Source organism: Actinoallomurus sp. NPDC050550, assembly GCF_040655075.1.
Classification (GTDB): domain Bacteria; phylum Actinomycetota; class Actinomycetes; order Streptosporangiales; family Streptosporangiaceae; genus Actinoallomurus.
Window position 1 is genome coordinate 293,627 of the sequence record NZ_JBFAJC010000006.1, and the last position, 16,250, is coordinate 309,876.

Consider the following 16,250-nt stretch of genomic DNA (forward strand, 5'->3'; position numbering starts at 1 on the left):
GACCGGTCTGTCGACCTGTTTCAGCGACCCCTGACGGGATCCCTTTGTCCCCCGTGCGAGCTACCCGCGAGTGTCCACCGCGCGGTGACGATTCCAAGCCGTCGAATCCATAGCGTTCTCGACGTCGCCGCGGCGCTCCGGCCGCGAAATCGCGTAACGGAATCGTGCAAGGGAGTCGTCATGCGCTTGTTGAAGCAGCTCGTGCCCGTCATGGTGGTCGCTTTCGTCGGCGGCCAGGGCGTGGCGGCGGTGCAGGGGAATGCGCTGTTGAGCCTGGTCCTCGGTGTCGCGACGGCCGTGCTCGCGGTGTTCGTGTACGCCTGGATGGTGCGGTGGTCCGAGCGCCGCGCGCCGGTGGAGGTGGCGGCCAAGGGTGCCACCGCCCGCATCGGCCTGGGGGTGCTGATCGGCGTCGGGTGGTTCGCGGCCGTCATCGTGAACATCGCCTTCCTGCGCGGCTACCGGGTCGACGGCTTCGGGTCGGTGGCGGGCGCGGCAGGGCTGTTCGGCTTCATGGCCGCCGCCGCCGTGACCGAAGAGCTGATGTTCCGCGGCGTCCTGTTCCGGATCGTCGAGGAACGCGGCGGCACGTGGATGGCGCTGGCGCTGACCAGCGTGCTCTTCGGGGGGTGGCACCTGCTCAACCCGGACGCCACCGTATGGGGCGCGATCGCCATCGCGATCGAGGCCGGCGGCACGCTCGCCGCCGCGTACGCCGCCACCCGCACCCTGTGGGTGCCGATCGGCCTGCACTTCGGCTGGAACTTCGCCGAGGCCGGGATCTTCGGCACCGAAGTGTCCGGTAATGGCAAGACCGAGGGGCTGCTGCACGGCGTGACCTCGGGCTCGGCCCTGCTCACCGGCGGCCGGTTCGGACCGGAGGCGAGCCCGTACACGGTCGTGTTCGGTGTGCTGCTGACGATCGTCTTCCTGTGGGTGGCCCACCGGCGCGGCAACCTGGTGCCCCGTCGGCGCAGCGCCCGGGCCGCCGTGGCCGCTAACCTCGCCCAGTGATCGATCTCCGGCGGGTCCCGGACCTGTGGCGGCGGTGTGACGTCACAGTCCGAGATCTCCCGCTCGCGCTGGTGCTGACCGTCGGATCGCTCCTGCCGGCTTTCCACGGCTTCGGGACGCAGCTCGGCGACCTGCCGACCCGCCCCTTCGACGCGCTGGCCGTCGTGGCGGTCGTCCTGGAGTGCCTCCCACTCGCCGTGCGCCGACGGTGGCCGGCCGTTTGCGCCGTCCTGGTGGTGGTCGGCTTCGCCCTCGATCAGCTCCGCGGTTACCACGAAGTAGCGGGCACCGCTCTGCCCATCGCGCTGCTGAGCACGGCCGCCCATCTGGAACGTCACCGGCGCGTCACCGCGGTCCTCTTCTCGGTGGCGTACGTTCCGCTGGCGGTCGCGCTTCACCGGCTCGGCGGGGCCGAGCGGCTGTCCGGATTCGTGGTGTTCTACCTGGCGCTGGTCCTCGCCTGGGGGACCGGGTGCTGGCTGCGCTCGACCCGGGCCGCCGAGGCCGAACGCCGCCGGCGTATCGCCGAGGCCACCCGCACCGCCGAACGCACCCGCATCGCCCGCGAACTCCACGACGTCGTGACCCACCACGTGACGGCCATGGTCGTCCAAGCCGAGGCGGCACGTTACCTGACCGCCGCACCCGATCGCCTCGATGAGACCCTGAACGCCGTCACCGACACCGGCCGCAAGGCCATCAGCGACCTGCGGCAGCTGCTCGACCTGCTCAAACCCGATCACGACACCGACACCAGGACACCGTCCGTCGGTGAAGTCGACACCCTCGTGGCACAGACCCGCCGGGCCGGGCACCCGGTGGAGTTCACTAAGGAGGGCAGGCCGGCGAACTCGGTCCGCAGCGCCGAGTTCGTGGCCTACCGGGTCGTGCAGGAAGCCCTGACGAACGCCCTCAAGTACGCCCACGGCAGCCGCACCGTGGTCCGCGTACGCTACGACGAAAGAGAGATCACCGTGGAGGTCGGCACCGACGGTTCCGGCTCGCAGACCGGCTCCCTCGGCGGGAGCGGCCGGGGCCTGGCCGGGCTCCGCGAACGCGTCGCGGCTCTGGGCGGTGAGTTCAGCGCGGACCGGCAGCCGGACGGCGGCTTCCTCGTACGGGCGCGCATCCCCGCGCGGAACCCGTCGTGAGCGCGCCGATCCGGGTCCTGATCTGCGACGACCAGGCGCTGATCCGCACCGGGTTCACCACGATCATCGACGCGCAACCCGATCTCGAGGTGGTGGGCGAGTGCGGAGACGGCCGCGCCGCGGTCGACCTCGCCGGCCGGCTGAACCCGGACCTGGTCGTGATGGACGTACGGATGCCGGTCCTCGACGGCATCGAGGCGACCCGCCTGCTCGCCGGCGCCGGGGTGGAACATCCCACCAAAGTGCTCGTGGTGACGACGTTCAACCTGGACGAGTACGTCTACGAGGCGCTCCGCGCGGGAGCGAGCGGATTCCTGCTCAAAGACGCCCCACCCGCGCAACGGCTGCACGGCATCCGCACCATCGCGAGCGGCGCCGCGCTACTGGCACCCGAGGTGACGCGGCAGCTCGTCGGCAGGTACGCGGCGCGGATCCGCCCCGCCGAGAGCACGCCGGACGACGATGCGCTGACCCCGCGCGAACTGGAGGTCCTGCGCCTCATCGCCGATGGCCTGTCCAACCGCGAGATCGCCGCGACGTTGGTGATCAGCCAGGAGACCGTCAAGACGTACGTGTCCCGCATCCTCACCAAGCTCGACCTGCGCGACCGCGTGCAGGCGGTGGTCTACGCCTACCGCAACGGCCTGGTGATCTGAGTCCGCCAGGTGCGGCCGACCGAGGCTAGTTCGTGGGGCAGAGCACCGCTTCGGCGGCCTTGTTGAGAGCGGCCGGGTTGAAGGTCATGTTGGAAACGCTCAGCGTGGCCGACACGGCGAACTGCAGGCGGCCGTCGGGTGTGGCGAAGGTGACGGCGGCGAATCCCGGCCCACTTCCCGCCTGCATCTCCAGTGCGGGCTTACCTCCGCATATACGAGGGGGCGGCGTCGCCCCACTCGCCTGTGGCTTGGGCGCCGGCGGCACGATCTCCTGTTGAAGCGCTGGCGGCAGCAGTCGGCCCTGGCTGAATGCGCGCCGGAAGACGCTGATGTCATGCGCGGTGGAGACGATCCCTCCGGCCGCGCCGCCGAAGCTCGCATTCTGCCGGTCCATGTCGCGTGGCCTGCCTTCGGCATCGGGGAAGTAGCCATGCCCGTGCGGCCCCTTGACGCCCTGCGGAGGCCTGAAGGTCAGATACGTGCTTTTCATTCCGAGAGGCGCGAATATCCGCCGGGTGAGCTCATCCGACAGGGCATGGCCGGTGAGCCGCTCGATGATCATGCCGATGAGCACATAGTTGGTGTTGGAGTAGGAGAACTTCTCCCCCGGCTCCCCGGTCCGGGGCAGACTCCGGGAGGCCTTCACGAGGTCGATCGGGCGGTAGTAGGTCGTGAAGTCGAAGTCGTCGAACCGTCCGCTGTCGAAGAAATCCGGGATGCCGGAGGTGTGCCGGATCAACTCCCGCACGGTGATGTCATCGGCCCGCTCCACCAGATCCTGCGCAGCCACCTCCGGCAGGACCTTGCTGAGCTTGTCGTCCAGGGTGAGCCTGCCCTCTTGGACCAGTTTCAGCAGCACTGTGGCGGTGATCTGCTTCGTCTGCGACCCGATGCGGTAGCGGGAGCCGGCGGGGATCCTGCCGCCCTTACCGCCGAGCAGGCGAGAGCCGGCCGACCCTTTGCCGACGCGCTTACCGTCGACGTACGCCTCGCCGATGGCGCCCACCACGCCGGTGGTCTTGGCGAGGGCGTCCATCGCCTTCTGCACACTCCCGACCGGAGGCCGGCTGAGGCCGGCCCGCCTGGAGGTGGCGGCACTGGCGGGCGCGGCGATGCTCAGCGTCAGCATCGCGCAGGCCACACCAGCGATCCCGGCCGTTGTCGCACGATTCACAACGAAGATCCTTTGCTCTGGCTTCACGTCGTGAACCGTTCTAGACAACGGGCGGTCACACCCCGGTCCGTGAACCTGTGACCGCGCTGTGACCGGTGGGGCGTCCACTCTGGACCCGAACACCGACTATCACGGATGAAAAGACCTGCTCAAAGACGCCGGGCTGCGATGCTCGGCGGCGGGGCGATTGAGACCGGCCGACTGATGAGGGTTGATGTCGTATACGGATGTGGCGGCGAAATCGTTCAATCGCGGATGCGACTTTTTCTGTCGCGACTTTTGGGCTGGCCGCGCGACATGTCGGAGGCGATTTATTTTCGCAGGTCAACGGGGCGGAAGGCTCTCTGGCGCAAACCTCGAATATGCCGCTTTGTGTGGTATATCACAATAGCTCGTTAGGCCGAGACAGGATAGGCGTTTACGTGCAAAATTGCATTGAGGTCCACTCGGCGTCATTGCGGGGCGATCGCAGAGTGATGACCCTGTCATTCTCGTCGAATCAGACCTTCGGTAGGACCGTCGACTTTCGAGATGAGGTAAACCCATGCGACGTGCTGCTCTTGGCAGACTGGGCATCGCCGCGGCGGCTGCGGCACTCTCCTTGTCCGGCGCCGCATCCGCATCCGCATCCGTATCTGCGGCCGACGGGGGCTGGTCTCCCAGGTGGTACTCGTCGTACGGGGAGTGTCAGTACGCCGGAAACGTCCTCGCCCAACAGGGCAAGCTGCACGGATTCTCCTGCCAGCCGTACGACGGCGGCTGGGGACTGTACCCCTGGTGAAAGGGCTCCCTGGCCTCGACCTTTCGTGAGGCCGGTTGGGTCGTGTCGTCCGGCCGTTCATCACCGGCGGCCGCCCGCGCGTCTATAGGTCGGCTCAGTAACGCCATCCCTCGGCGACAACTGAGACCAGGAAGCATGTCGGGCCGGTACCCCAGGGGTACCGGCCCGACGTCTTGCCTGATCAGCTGGCGGAGGATGCGAGATCCGAACTCGCAAGGGTGCTCAAGCGTCATATCGACCTCGACTTTGTCGCGGTCGCGGTAATTCCGTCGTGTGGGCGATCTGCCGGAGCCTTGGTGGGCGATCTGCCGGGGAACTCGTGGGTGATCCGCCGAAGGTCTGTGGGCGTTCTCGACCCCCACTTTCATGGCCGTCATTGGTCGGTCGAGCGCAGTCATGACCAAGAGGTATCAGACGTGATCGACTCAATCCGGCTGGACGTCGCTCACCAGATCGGCGGGCTGTTGTGGGGCGCCGAGAAGCCCACGGAACACACCGGCCCGAAAAAATCGCCACTTTAGTGAACTTCTGTCCCGGTGTGCGCTTCCAACCTAGTGAACGACGCACAGAGCCGAGGGGCTTTCAGCCGCAGCACTTCCCGGGAGAGTTGCGCGTAGAAAGACCCGAAGACACCCGATGGAGGAATTCATGAAATCCTGGCGCTCTCGTATCGCTCTCGGTCTCGCCGCTCTCGGTATCGTCGCGGGAGCCGCAGCGGCCACCGTGCCGCTGGCCGCCACGAGCGCTTTCGCCGACACTGCGCCCAATGACGGCTGGGTGCAGGTCGGTGGCGACTCGTACGACTCCTTCCAGGACTGCGTCGCCCAGGCGCAGAGGGACCTGCCACTGAACCCCCAGTACCACGAGGCCACCTGCCAGAGCTACCCCAAGCCCGGCCTCCCCAACTACTACTTGGTGTGGATGCGCTGACCTGCTCCTCATCGTCTGACCTCGAACGATTCCGCGGAACGTGACCGCTCGTACGAGGATTCCAGGGATGCGAACACGGCCTTCGTCTGATCCTGTGCTCCGACCAGGGGCACTTGACCAGCGCGAAGGCCGTGGGGGGATGAGTCTGCTGCAACCTGTCCGGCGGGAAGCGTTCGCGGTGGCGTCACACTTCCGGGACGACCTCTTCGACTGCCTGACCGTGCGCGGGGACGCGCTGTTCGAGCCGACCGACGCGTTGCTGTGCGCGGTCGGCCCGGTGACCGACCCCCAACGACACCGCTCTAACGAGGCCAACTGAGAGCAAAACCGAGACCACAGAGCACACAGGGCCGGTACCCGTTGGGTACCGGCCCTGTGTTTCTACTGCTCAGAGTGGCGGAGGATGCGAGATTCGAACTCGCGAGGCGTTGCCACCAACACGCTTTCCAAGCGTGCGCCCTAGGCCACTAGGCGAATCCTCCGCCGCAGAGCCTACCGGTTCTCCGGCAGTGCGCGAACCTCGATAACCGCGCTCGGCGGGATCGGGCCGTAAACATGGGGGAAGACGTCGTCTCCGACGGGCTCGTGCCGGACGTCCAGACCCTCCGGATCGATGACCAAGAGTACGAGATCGTCGAGGTCGGCGTAGAAGGCGCGCCGGACCTTGCGTACCTGGTCCTCGTCCCGGGAGGCGTGGATGAAGCCCTCCTCGGCCAGCGTACGGCCGCGGGTCGACACCTCGTACGGGCGGCCGGCGTCGCGTGCGGCCTCCCATTCCGACCGTTCGGCGATGTGGAAGATCGGTGTCCGCGTCTCCTCGAGATCCCCTGCCATGAAGCAGAGCGTACGGGCCGAACCCGTCCACCGGATGCCATAGACTCGGGGCAGACCCCTCGCACGGCGTCCATCCTGTGAACCTCCCCAGGGCCGGAAGGCAGCAAGGATAAGCAGGCTCTGACGGGTGTGCGGGGGGTCCTCTTTTTCGACGAGGACGGACCCCCATGAGTCTGGCTCTGTACCGCAAGTACCGGCCAGCGACGTTCGCCGAGCTCAAGGGGCAGGAGCACGTCGCCGAGCCGCTTCAGCAGGCGTTGCGCAATGGGCGCATCAATCACGCCTACCTGTTCAGCGGGCCGCGTGGCTGCGGCAAGACCTCGAGTGCGCGCATCCTCGCCCGCTCGCTGAACTGCGAGAAGGGTCCGACTCCGGATCCGTGCGGCGTGTGCGAGTCCTGTGTGGCGCTCGGGCCCTCCGGCTCGGGCCACATCGACGTCATCGAGATCGACGCGGCGTCCCACGGTGGTGTCGACGACGCCCGTGATCTGCGGGAGCGCGCGTTCTTCGCGCCGGTGGCGGCGCGCTACAAGATCTACATCATCGACGAGGCGCACATGGTGACCCGTGAGGGGTTCAACGCGCTGCTGAAACTCGTCGAGGAGCCCCCGCCGCACCTGAAGTTCATCTTCGCGACGACCGAGCCCGAGAAGGTCATCGGGACGATCCGGTCGCGGACCCACCACTACCCGTTCCGGCTGATCCCGCCAGGCACCCTCCGTGAGCTGCTGGAGGAGATTCTCCAGAAGGAGGCCGTGCCGTACGAGCCCGCCGCGATCCCGCTGGTCGTGCGGGCCGGCGCGGGGTCGGCGCGTGACTCCGAGTCGATCCTCGACCAGCTCCTGGCGGGCGCGGGCGAGGAGGGCATCACGTACGCCCGCGCGGTGTCGCTGCTCGGCTATACCGACTCGGCCCTGCTGGACGAGGTCGTGGACGCGGTGGCGTCCCATGACGGGGCGGCGGTGTTCGCGGCGATCGACCGCGTGATGGAGGGCGGGCAGGACCCGCGGCGGTTCGCCGCCGACCTGCTGGAACGCTTCCGTGACCTCGTCATCCTGTCGAACGTCCCCGACTCCGGCGCGACGGGCCTGCTGAACGTTCCGCCGGACGAGCTGGAGCGGATGCAGGCGCAGGCGTCGCGGCTGGGTTCCGCCGAGCTGACGCGCGCCGCCGATCTGCTGCACACCGGCCTCACGGAGATGCGCGGGGCGACGTCGCCGCGGCTGCTGCTCGAGCTGATCAGCGCCCGGATCCTGCTGCCCAACGCGTACGACGACGAGGCGTCGCTGCTCACCCGCCTGGAGCGGCTCGAGCGCCGTATCGCGGTCGGCGGCCCGGCCCCGGTCGCAGCCGTGCCGCCGTCGGTCACGCCGCAGCCCTCGTCTCAGCCGCCGGCCGCTCAAGCTCGGCCGCAGCCGGAGTCTCCACAGGCACGGGTCGCGGCTCCGCCCGAGGCCGATCGGCCCCAGCCCTCCGCCGCGCCCGGGCCGCAGGCCACAGGTCAGACCCGGACGTCCCAAGGGGACCGGCGGCCCGCCGCACGGGAGCCCGGGGGCGACGGGCCCGCCGGCGCCCAGGGCGGGAGTGCGGACTGGCCGGTTCCCGCTCGGCCTTCCAGCGGTGGGCAGTCGTCCGGCCGGCCATCCGATGCCGGCCCGGCGTCCTCGTACGGTCAGCCATCGGCATCGGCGCCCGGCCGGCCCCCAGGCGCTGCACCCTCGGGGCAGCCGTCCGGATCTGCGCCTTCGTACGGCCAGTCGTCCGCCTCCGAGCCTTCGGCGGCCCCCAGTGCCCCGGCCGGTGGGGTGGACGTCGCCGCGATCCGGCGGATGTGGCCCGACATTCTCGAGGCGGTCAAGCAGCGGAGCAAGGTCGCCTGGATCGTCCTCATGGAGGGCGTTGAGGTCGCGTCGTTGCAGGGTGAGGTGCTGACCCTCGCGTTCGCCAACGAGGGCAAGCGGCGCGGTTTCACGACCGGGGGCAAGGACGCCGTCCTCCGCGACGCGCTGAAGGAGATCCTGGGCGTCGAGTGGCGCATCGACGCGGTCCTCGAGGGCGGTTCGGGGCAGGCCTCGCGGCCGGCGCCGCCGCCACCGGATCCCGGTGGTTGGGGTGCCCCGGCGGCCCCTACGCGCGAGACCCGTACGACGCCGCCGCCCGAGTCGGCGCCGGTTCCGCCGCCCAGCCCGCCTCCGCCACCGCCGCCCGAGCCCGTGGACGAGGCGGACGAGGTCGACCCCGAAGGCGACGCCGACGCGGACAGCGGTGCCGTGCTCACCGGAATGGCCCTGATCGAGCAGGTGCTCGGCGGAAAGGTCATCCAGGAGTTCGACAACACCTGACGATCGGCAAAAGGATCGGTAACGACGCGGTCATGCCGCGCCGGCGCCGATCGGTCGCGGGCCTTTCGTACGGGCTTCGCCGGGCCGGCGGGGGCGTTTCGGCACGGCCGTACCGGTTGCCCGGAGCCGCATACCGGATTCGGGGCGGACCCCGTAGTCTCGTCTCATTGGACGATCTGAATGAGGAGAGCACCGTGGAACCCGGTGGCCAGCCGAATATCCAGCACATGTTGCAGCAGGCGCAGCGTATGCAGGAGCAGTTCATGAGCCTGCAGCGCGAACTCGCGCAGGCGGAGGTCGAGGGCACCGCCGGCGGTGGCCTTGTCTCCGCGACGGTCAACGGGCAGAACGAAGTGACCAAGATCGTCATTGATCCGGCCGCGATCGACCCTGGGGACCCTTCGGACACCGCGGAGACGGTCGCCGACCTGGTCCTCGCGGCGATCCACAACGCCGTGGAAGAGGCGCAGAAGTTGGCGCAGGAGAAGATGGGACCATTGACCGAGGGCCTGGGCGGCCTGGGCGGCGGTTTGGGCCTGCCCGGTATGTGAGCCCGGGCGGCCGGGTGCCGTCCTCGCGGCGGCACCTGCCTCGCCACGGTCGCCGGACGCTCTTCGATCAGGGAGGTCTCGAAGGACGTCCGGGGATGTGACTCATGGTCGCGGAGCGTCGCATGAGGATCGTCCGCCCATCGCCCAGGTCAGAAGAGCCTCCCGGACGACACCACCGAAGACGGCGCTCCCGGTGAGCGCGTCGACGAGGAGAAGGGAGGGGCCGTGTACGAAGGGGTTGTCCAGAACCTCATCGACGAGTTGGGCAGGCTGCCCGGCGTCGGACCGAAGAGCGCACAGCGGATCGCCTTCCACCTGCTCGCCGCGGATCCCGCCGACGTCACGCGGCTGACCGAGGCGCTGCGGGAAGTCAAGGACAAGGTCCGGTTCTGCAGCATCTGCGGAAACGTCGCCGAGGCCGAACAGTGCCGGATCTGCCGTGACGCCCGCCGCGACACCCACGTGATCTGCGTGGTGGAGGAGCCGAAGGACGTCGTCGCGATCGAGAAGACGCGGGAGTTCCGGGGCCGCTACCACGTGCTCGGCGGGGCGATCAGCCCGATCGAGGGCGTCGGCCCCGACGATCTGCGCATCCGGGAGCTCATGCAGCGCCTCGCCGACGGCGAGGTCACCGAGCTGATCCTTGCCACCGACCCCAATCTCGAAGGGGAGGCGACCGCCACCTACCTTGCCCGGCTCGTGAAACCGATGGGACTTACCGTCACCCGGCTGGCCAGCGGACTGCCGGTGGGAGGCGACCTGGAATACGCCGACGAGGTCACGCTCGGTCGCGCGTTCGAAGGACGGAGGCTGCTCGATGTCTGAGGACAGCAAGTCTGAGCTCAGCTGGATCACGCTCGCCGACCGTGTGGCGAAGCACGCCGGAAACTACCTGACGGGGCTGACCGCCGTGGCGCGCGGCGAGGCCGGTGGCCATGCGGTGCCATTGCTGCTGCTCGAGGTGTCGCAGATCGCGCTCGCCGGGGCCCAGCTCGGCGCCAGCACCGACGTGATCCTGCCGGACAACTGGGAGCCGGACGTCGGGGAGGATCCGGATCTCGATTCCACCCGTCAGGGGCTTGCCGAGCGTCTGACCGACGTCGACGAGTACACCGAGGTCTTCGACCCGTACAAGGACCCCGAGACCACCGCGTACCGCCTTTCGGACGATCTCGTGGACGTGGCCAGCGACCTGGTGCACGGGCTGCGTCACTATGACGCCGACCGCAAGCTCGAGGCGCTGTGGTGGTGGCAGTACAGCTACTTCAATCACTGGGGCAACCACGCCGGTGCGGCTCTGCGGGCGCTGTACGCCGTGTCGGCGAGCGCCCGGCTCGACGTGATGGAGGAGCCGGTCGCGGGGTAGAGCCGGGGTAGATCCGCCGTGGATCCATTTCCGTCGCAAGGTTTCCGGGGCGTTACACGACTTTCAGGAAATCTCGCATATCGGGACAAATCTGGCCGGGTATTGGGCTGACCTCGGTAGACTCGGGTCTCGACTGCCTGATCCCCATCCGAGGAGTGCACACGCGTGGCTCTTGTCGTGCAGAAGTACGGTGGCTCCTCCGTCGCCGACGCTGAAAGCATCAAGCGCGTCGCCCAGCGGATCGTCTCCACGAAGCGGGACGGCCACGACGTCGTTGTCGTGGTCTCCGCCATGGGTGATACGACGGACGAGCTCATCGATCTCGCCAACAAAGTCAGCCCCCTTCCGCCCGCACGTGAGCTGGACATGCTGCTCACGTCCGGCGAGCGCATCTCCATGGCACTCCTGGCCATGGCCATCGCCAACCTCGGCCACGAGGCGCGGTCGTTCACCGGATCCCAGGCCGGTGTGATCACGGACGGCACGCACGGCAAGGCGCGGATCATCGACGTCACGCCCGGCCGCATCCGGGACGCGATCGACGAGGGTTCCATCGCGATCGTCGCCGGCTTCCAGGGCGTCTCCCAGGATTCCAAGGACATCACCACGCTCGGCCGCGGCGGGTCCGACACGACGGCGGTGGCGCTGGCCGCGGCGCTCGGCGCGGACGTCTGCGAGATCTACACCGACGTCGACGGCATCTTCACGGCCGACCCGCGGATCGTGCCTGCGGCGCGCCGCATCCCCGACATCTCCTACGAGGAGATGATGGAGATGGCGGCGTGCGGCGCGAAGATCCTGCACCTGCGCTGCGTGGAGTACGCCCGGAGGTATGGCATGCCGATCCACGTCCGGTCGTCGTTCAGCAACAAGACCGGCACGTGGGTCAAGAACAGCATCGAGGGAAGCCAGATGGAACAAGCGATCATCTCCGGCGTCGCACACGACCGGAGCGAGGCGAAGATCACGGTCGTAGGGGTCCCCGACAAGGTCGGCGAGGCCGCGACGATCTTCTCCACGCTGGCCGACGCTGAGATCAACATCGACATGATCGTGCAGAACGTCTCGGCCGCGGCGACCAACCGCACGGACATCTCCTTCACCCTGCCGCGCACCGACGGGCAGACGGCGATCAAGGCCCTCAACAAGATCAAGGAGCGCATCGGCTTCGACTCGCTCCGCTACGACGACCAGATCGGCAAGGTCTCGCTGATCGGCGCGGGCATGCGGTCCCACCCCGGCGTGACCGCCAAGTTCTTCGGCTCGATCGCCGACGCGGGCGTCAACATCGAGATGATCTCCACCTCGGAGATCCGGATCTCGGTGGTCGTCGACCAGGACGACGTGGACGCCGCCGTCACCGCCGCCCACCGGGCGTTCGACCTGGACGCCGACCAGGTGGAGGCCGTTATCTACGGGGGTACCGGTCGATGAGTCGTAAGCCCACTCTCGCTCTCGTCGGCGCCACCGGCGCGGTCGGCACCGTCATGCGGGACATCGTTTCCTCCCGCGAGGACGTCTACGGCGAGATCCGTCTCGTCGCCTCCGCCCGGTCCGCCGGCAAGCGGCTCTCCGTACGCGGCGAGGAGCTCGTCGTCCAGGAGCTGACCCCGGAGGTCTTCGACGGCGTCGACATCGCGATGTTCGACGTGCCCGACGAGGTGTCGAAGGTCTGGGTCCCGATCGCGGCCGAGCGCGGCGCGGTGGTCGTCGACAAGTCCGGCGCGTTCCGGATGGAGCCGGACGTGCCGCTCGTCGTGCCGGAGGTCAACGCCGAGGCCGTACGGAACCGGCCCCGGAACATCATCTGCTGTCCGAACTGCACGACCCTGTCGATGATGGCCGCGATGGGCGCGCTGCACGCGGAGTACGGCCTGGACTCCCTCGTCGTCGCCTCGTACCAGGCGGTGTCCGGCGCGGGCGTGGCCGGCACGGAGCGCATGTACGCCGAGATCGAGGCCGTCGCCGGCGACCGTACGCTCGGCCAGACCGCCGGCGACGTGCGCAAGGCGATCCAGAACCGCCTCGGCGAGACCGAGTCGCCGTTCCCGGCCCCGATGGCGCTCAACGTCGTGCCCTGGGCGGGCTCGCTCAAGGAGGACGGCTGGGCCTCGGAGGAGCTCAAGCTCCGCAACGAGTCCCGGAAGATCCTCGGCATCCCCGACCTGAAGGTCTCCGCGACCTGCGTGCGGGTGCCCGTGATCACGACCCACTCGCTGGCCGTCCACGCGACGTTCGAGCGGCCGGTCACGGTGGAGGGCGCGCGCGCGATCCTGGACGCCGCCCCGACCGTCGTGGTCATGGACGACCCGGCGAACGGCGTCTTCCCGACGCCCGCCGACGTGGTCGGCACGGACCCGACGTACGTCGGCCGGATCCGCCAGGCGATCGACTTCCCGAACACGCTGGAGCTGTTCATCTGCGGCGACAACCTGCGCAAGGGCGCCGCGCTGAACGCCGCGGAGATCGCCGAAGTGGTCGCCGCCGAGTTCACCGCCTGATCGTTCGAAGCACGTCCCGGCGGTGGACCCCACCGCCGGGACGTACTGATCACGAGCGGGTGCGCCCGTCCGCCGCGGCGATCAGAGCGGCGAAGAGGGCGCCGTCGTCGCCCGCCTCCGGGTGCCACTGAACGCCGATCCCGAACGGGTATCCCGTGAGCTCCGCGGCCTCTACCAGGCCGTCGTCCGCCCACGCGACCGGGACCAGCCCGGTGCCGAGCCGATCGATCGCCTGGTGGTGATAGTGCGCCACCGTGGCCCGCTCCTCCGCGAAGACGGCGGCGAGCCGGGTCCCGGATCCGATCTTCACCGGGAAGCGGCCGTACACGCCGGGTGCCGGGCAGTGCCGGGTGTCGCCGACGACCTCCGGTACGTGCTGGTGAAGCGTCCCCCCGAGTGCGACGTTCAGTATCTGCAGCCCACGGCAGATGCCGAGGACGGGGAGCCGTCGCTCGAGCGCGGCCCGTACGAGGTCGAGTTCCGCCTCGTCGCGGAAGTCGCGGACCTGAGCAGTCCGCTCGTGCGCCTCGACGCCGTACCGGGCCGGGTTCAGGTCACCCCCGCCGGCCACGATCAGTGCGTCGAGGCGCTCGACCAGCGGTGCCGGATCGCCGACCGGCGGCAGCAGCACCGGCTGCCCGCCGGCCCGGACGACGTGTTCGACGTAGGAGTGGGGCAGCAACGTGGCCGTCATGTCCCAGACGGTGAAGCGGGCGGGCTCGACGTACGCCGTGATGCCCACGACGGGGGAAGGGACGCTCATCCCGGCCTACAGCGGCGTCACGTACGCGCCGGAGATGCCGCCGTCGACGAGGAACTCCGATGCGGTGATGAAGGACGCGTCGTCGCTGGCGAGGAAGGCGACGGCGGCGGCGATCTCCGTGGCCTCGGCGAAGCGGCCGACGGGGACGTGTACGAGGCGGCGGGCGGCCCGCTCGGGGTCCTTGGCGAACAGCTCCTGGAGCAGCGGGGTGTTCACCGGCCCGGGGCAGAGGGCGTTGACGCGGATGCCCTCCCGGGCGAACTGCACGCCGAGCTCGCGGGACATCGCCAGCACGCCTCCCTTGGACGCCGTGTAGGAGATCTGGGAGGTGGCCGCGCCCATCACCGCGACGAAGGACGCGGTGTTGATGATCGAGCCCCTGCCCTGCGCGCGCATGTACGGGATGACGTGCTTACAGCAGAGGTACACGCTGGTCAGGTTGACCTCCTGCACGCGCCGCCACGCGTCCAGTCCCGTCTCGAGGATCGAGTCGTCGTCCGGAGGCGAGATCCCGGCGTTGTTGAAGGCGATGTCGACCGATCCGTACGTCTCCTTCGCCGCGGCGTACATGGCCGTGACGTCGTCCTCGCTGGTGACGTCGGCCCGGACGAAGAGGCCGCCGACCTCATCGGCGGCGGCCTTGCCCGCGGTCTCGTCGAGGTCGGCGACGACGACCTTGGCGCCCTCCTGGGCGAAGCGCCGCGCGGTCGCCAGCCCGATCCCGCTGCCGCCGCCGGTGATGACGGCGACGCGGTCCTGCAGACGCTGCATTCGTGTTCCCTCCGATGGTGAAGCTGTGATCAGTCGGTGGCGATGAAGACGTTCTTGGTCTCGGTGAAGGCGGCGACCGCGTCGGGGCCGAGCTCGCGCCCGAACCCGGACTGTTTGAACCCGCCGAAGGGCGTCCAGTACCGCACCGAGGAATGGGAGTTGACCGACAGGTTGCCGGCCTCGATCGCCCGCGCGAGGCGGAGGGCGCGGCCCACGTCGCGGGTCCAGATCGATCCCGACAGGCCGTACGCCGTGTCGTTGGCGATCCGTACGGCGTCGGCCTCGTCGTCGAACGGCAGGACGCTCACGACCGGCCCGAAGATCTCATCGTTCCAGGCTCGCCGGAACGCCTCGTCTCCGGGCGCGGCCGGGGGTGCGAGTACGGTCGGCGGGAACCAGAAACCCGGACCTTCCGGGCATCGGCCCTGGAAGGCGATGTCGCCGGCGACGTAGCCGCGCACCCGCTCCCGCTGGGCGGCGCTGATCAACGGGCCGACCTCAGTGTCGTCGGACCGCGGATCGCCGACCCGCACTCCCAGCACCGCCGGCTCCAGCAACTCCATGAACCGGTCGTACACGTCGCGCTGGACGAGGATCCGCGAACGCGCACAGCAGTCCTGCCCGGCGTTGTCGAACACGGCGTACGGCGCGGTCGCCGCCGCCTGCTCCAGGTCGGCGTCGGCGAAGACGATGTTGGCGCTCTTGCCGCCCAGCTCCAGGGTCAGCCGTTTCACGTCCGTGGCGCAGGCCGCCATGATCTGCCTACCGACTCTCGTCGACCCGGTGAAGACGATCTTCCGGACTCCGGGATGCTCGACGAGCCCCTGCCCGGCGACCGGGCCCTCGCCGGGAACCACCTGCAGGACGCCTTCCGGCAGGCCGGCCTCCAGGGCGAGCCGGCCGATGTGGAGCGCGGTGAGCGGTGTCGCCTCGGCGGGCTTGACGATGACAGTGTTGCCGGCGGCCAGTGCGGGCGCCATTCCCCACGCCATGATCGGCATCGGGAAGTTCCACGGCACGATCACGCCGACCACGCCCAGGGGCTCCTGGAAGGTCACGTTGAGCCCGCCGGCGACCGGGATCTGCCGTCCGAACAGCCGCTCCGGCGCGGCCGCGTAGTACGTCAGCAGGTCGCGGACGTTCCCGGCCTCCCAGCGGGCTTGGCCGACGGGGTGGCCCGCATTGGCGACCTCCAGGGCGGCCAGCGCGTCGATGTTCTCCTCGACCTTGGCCGCGAAGGCGCGCAGTAGCCGCGCGCGGTCGCCGGGCGCGACGTTCCGCCAGGTCTCGTACGCGGCGGCGGCGCGCTCGACGGCGGCGTCGACCTCTCCGGCGCTCGCCATCGACACGGACTCGACGACCTCTTCGGTCGCCGGATTGATCACTTTGAAGTCGGTCACGATCTCTATCCCGGTG

General features: G+C 69.1%; 16 protein-coding genes, 1 tRNA gene and 1 other RNA gene. 12 read left to right on the top strand and 6 right to left on the bottom strand.

The annotated features are described in order from the left end of the window. Positions 1–180: 180 nt before the first annotated feature. Genes AB0I04_RS11800 through AB0I04_RS11810 form a run of 3 tightly spaced genes read left to right on the top strand, consistent with a single transcriptional unit; the run spans position 181 to position 2,821 of the window. Positions 181–1,014, top strand: a complete 834-nt coding sequence (locus AB0I04_RS11800; protein ID WP_360882345.1) for a CPBP family intramembrane glutamic endopeptidase — start codon at positions 181–183, stop codon at positions 1,012–1,014. Further along, complete coding sequence (locus tag AB0I04_RS11805; RefSeq protein WP_360882347.1) at positions 1,011–2,165, top strand: histidine kinase; 1,155 nt, start codon at positions 1,011–1,013, stop codon at positions 2,163–2,165. Before AB0I04_RS11800 ends, AB0I04_RS11805 begins: the two co-directional genes overlap by 4 nt. Further along, a complete protein-coding gene (locus AB0I04_RS11810; protein WP_360882349.1) occupies positions 2,162–2,821 on the top strand; it encodes a response regulator transcription factor in 660 nt (219 codons plus the stop codon). Before AB0I04_RS11805 ends, AB0I04_RS11810 begins: the two co-directional genes overlap by 4 nt. 25 nt (positions 2,822–2,846) lie before the next feature. Here AB0I04_RS11810 and AB0I04_RS11815 read toward each other — a convergent pair whose 3' ends face one another. Continuing rightward, on the bottom strand, positions 2,847–3,995 hold the full coding sequence (locus AB0I04_RS11815; RefSeq protein WP_360882351.1) for a serine hydrolase domain-containing protein: 1,149 nt from the start codon (positions 3,993–3,995) through the stop codon (positions 2,847–2,849). A 1,429-nt stretch (positions 3,996–5,424) separates the two neighbouring features. On the opposite strand from AB0I04_RS11815, the gene AB0I04_RS11820 reads away from it, so the two are divergent. Together AB0I04_RS11820 and AB0I04_RS11825 are read left to right on the top strand one after the other, a co-directional pair. Further along, positions 5,425–5,706 carry a hypothetical protein gene (locus AB0I04_RS11820; protein WP_360882353.1) on the top strand — a complete coding sequence of 94 codons (282 nt, stop codon included), beginning with the start codon at positions 5,425–5,427 and terminating at the stop codon, positions 5,704–5,706. A 139-nt stretch (positions 5,707–5,845) separates the two neighbouring features. Beyond that, positions 5,846–6,025: a hypothetical protein gene (locus tag AB0I04_RS11825; protein WP_360882355.1), complete on the top strand. Its 180-nt coding sequence runs from the start codon at positions 5,846–5,848 to the stop codon at positions 6,023–6,025. Positions 6,026–6,100: 75 nt separating this feature from the next. On the opposite strand, the gene AB0I04_RS11830 is transcribed toward AB0I04_RS11825, so the two are convergent. Together AB0I04_RS11830 and AB0I04_RS11835 are read right to left on the bottom strand one after the other, a co-directional pair. After that, positions 6,101–6,188 (bottom strand) — tRNA-Ser (locus tag AB0I04_RS11830). Between the two features lie 10 nt (positions 6,189–6,198). Beyond that, positions 6,199–6,540 (bottom strand): DUF952 domain-containing protein, encoded by a 342-nt coding sequence (locus AB0I04_RS11835; RefSeq protein WP_360882357.1) that lies wholly within the window; start codon positions 6,538–6,540, stop codon positions 6,199–6,201. 50 nt (positions 6,541–6,590) lie between these two features. On the opposite strand from AB0I04_RS11835, the gene ffs reads away from it, so the two are divergent. From ffs to AB0I04_RS11870, 7 genes are all read left to right on the top strand, one after another. Next, positions 6,591–6,687: signal recognition particle sRNA small type (gene ffs / locus AB0I04_RS11840), an RNA gene on the top strand. A 20-nt stretch (positions 6,688–6,707) separates the two neighbouring features. Next, entirely contained in the window at positions 6,708–8,882 is a 2,175-nt protein-coding gene (locus tag AB0I04_RS11845) for a DNA polymerase III subunit gamma and tau (RefSeq protein ID WP_360882359.1), read from the top strand. A 167-nt stretch (positions 8,883–9,049) separates the two neighbouring features. After that, positions 9,050–9,433, top strand: coding sequence for a YbaB/EbfC family nucleoid-associated protein (locus tag AB0I04_RS11850; RefSeq protein WP_360882361.1), 384 nt, complete (start codon positions 9,050–9,052; stop codon positions 9,431–9,433). Positions 9,434–9,658: 225 nt separating this feature from the next. Then, the gene (recR, locus tag AB0I04_RS11855; RefSeq protein ID WP_360882363.1) at positions 9,659–10,258 is read left to right on the top strand and encodes a recombination mediator RecR; all 600 of its coding nucleotides are present in this window, start codon (positions 9,659–9,661) and stop codon (positions 10,256–10,258) included. Further along, positions 10,251–10,799, top strand: coding sequence for a DUF5063 domain-containing protein (locus tag AB0I04_RS11860; protein WP_360882365.1), 549 nt, complete (start codon positions 10,251–10,253; stop codon positions 10,797–10,799). The genes recR and AB0I04_RS11860 overlap by 8 nt, the downstream gene beginning before the upstream one ends. 165 nt (positions 10,800–10,964) lie before the next feature. Next, positions 10,965–12,233 (top strand): aspartate kinase, encoded by a 1,269-nt coding sequence (locus AB0I04_RS11865; protein WP_360882367.1) that lies wholly within the window; start codon positions 10,965–10,967, stop codon positions 12,231–12,233. After that, positions 12,230–13,300 (top strand): aspartate-semialdehyde dehydrogenase, encoded by a 1,071-nt coding sequence (locus tag AB0I04_RS11870; protein WP_360882369.1) that lies wholly within the window; start codon positions 12,230–12,232, stop codon positions 13,298–13,300. Before AB0I04_RS11865 ends, AB0I04_RS11870 begins: the two co-directional genes overlap by 4 nt. 49 nt (positions 13,301–13,349) lie before the next feature. Here AB0I04_RS11870 and AB0I04_RS11875 read toward each other — a convergent pair whose 3' ends face one another. From AB0I04_RS11875 to AB0I04_RS11885, 3 genes are read right to left on the bottom strand one after another with little or no spacing between them, the layout of a single operon-like run. Next, positions 13,350–14,063 carry a gamma-glutamyl-gamma-aminobutyrate hydrolase family protein gene (locus AB0I04_RS11875; protein WP_360882371.1) on the bottom strand — a complete coding sequence of 238 codons (714 nt, stop codon included), beginning with the start codon at positions 14,061–14,063 and terminating at the stop codon, positions 13,350–13,352. 6 nt (positions 14,064–14,069) lie between these two features. Beyond that, positions 14,070–14,834 (bottom strand): 3-oxoacyl-ACP reductase, encoded by a 765-nt coding sequence (locus AB0I04_RS11880; protein ID WP_360882373.1) that lies wholly within the window; start codon positions 14,832–14,834, stop codon positions 14,070–14,072. Positions 14,835–14,863: 29 nt separating this feature from the next. Next, positions 14,864–16,234 (bottom strand): aldehyde dehydrogenase family protein, encoded by a 1,371-nt coding sequence (locus tag AB0I04_RS11885; RefSeq protein WP_360882375.1) that lies wholly within the window; start codon positions 16,232–16,234, stop codon positions 14,864–14,866. Between the last annotated feature and the right edge of the window lie 16 nt (positions 16,235–16,250).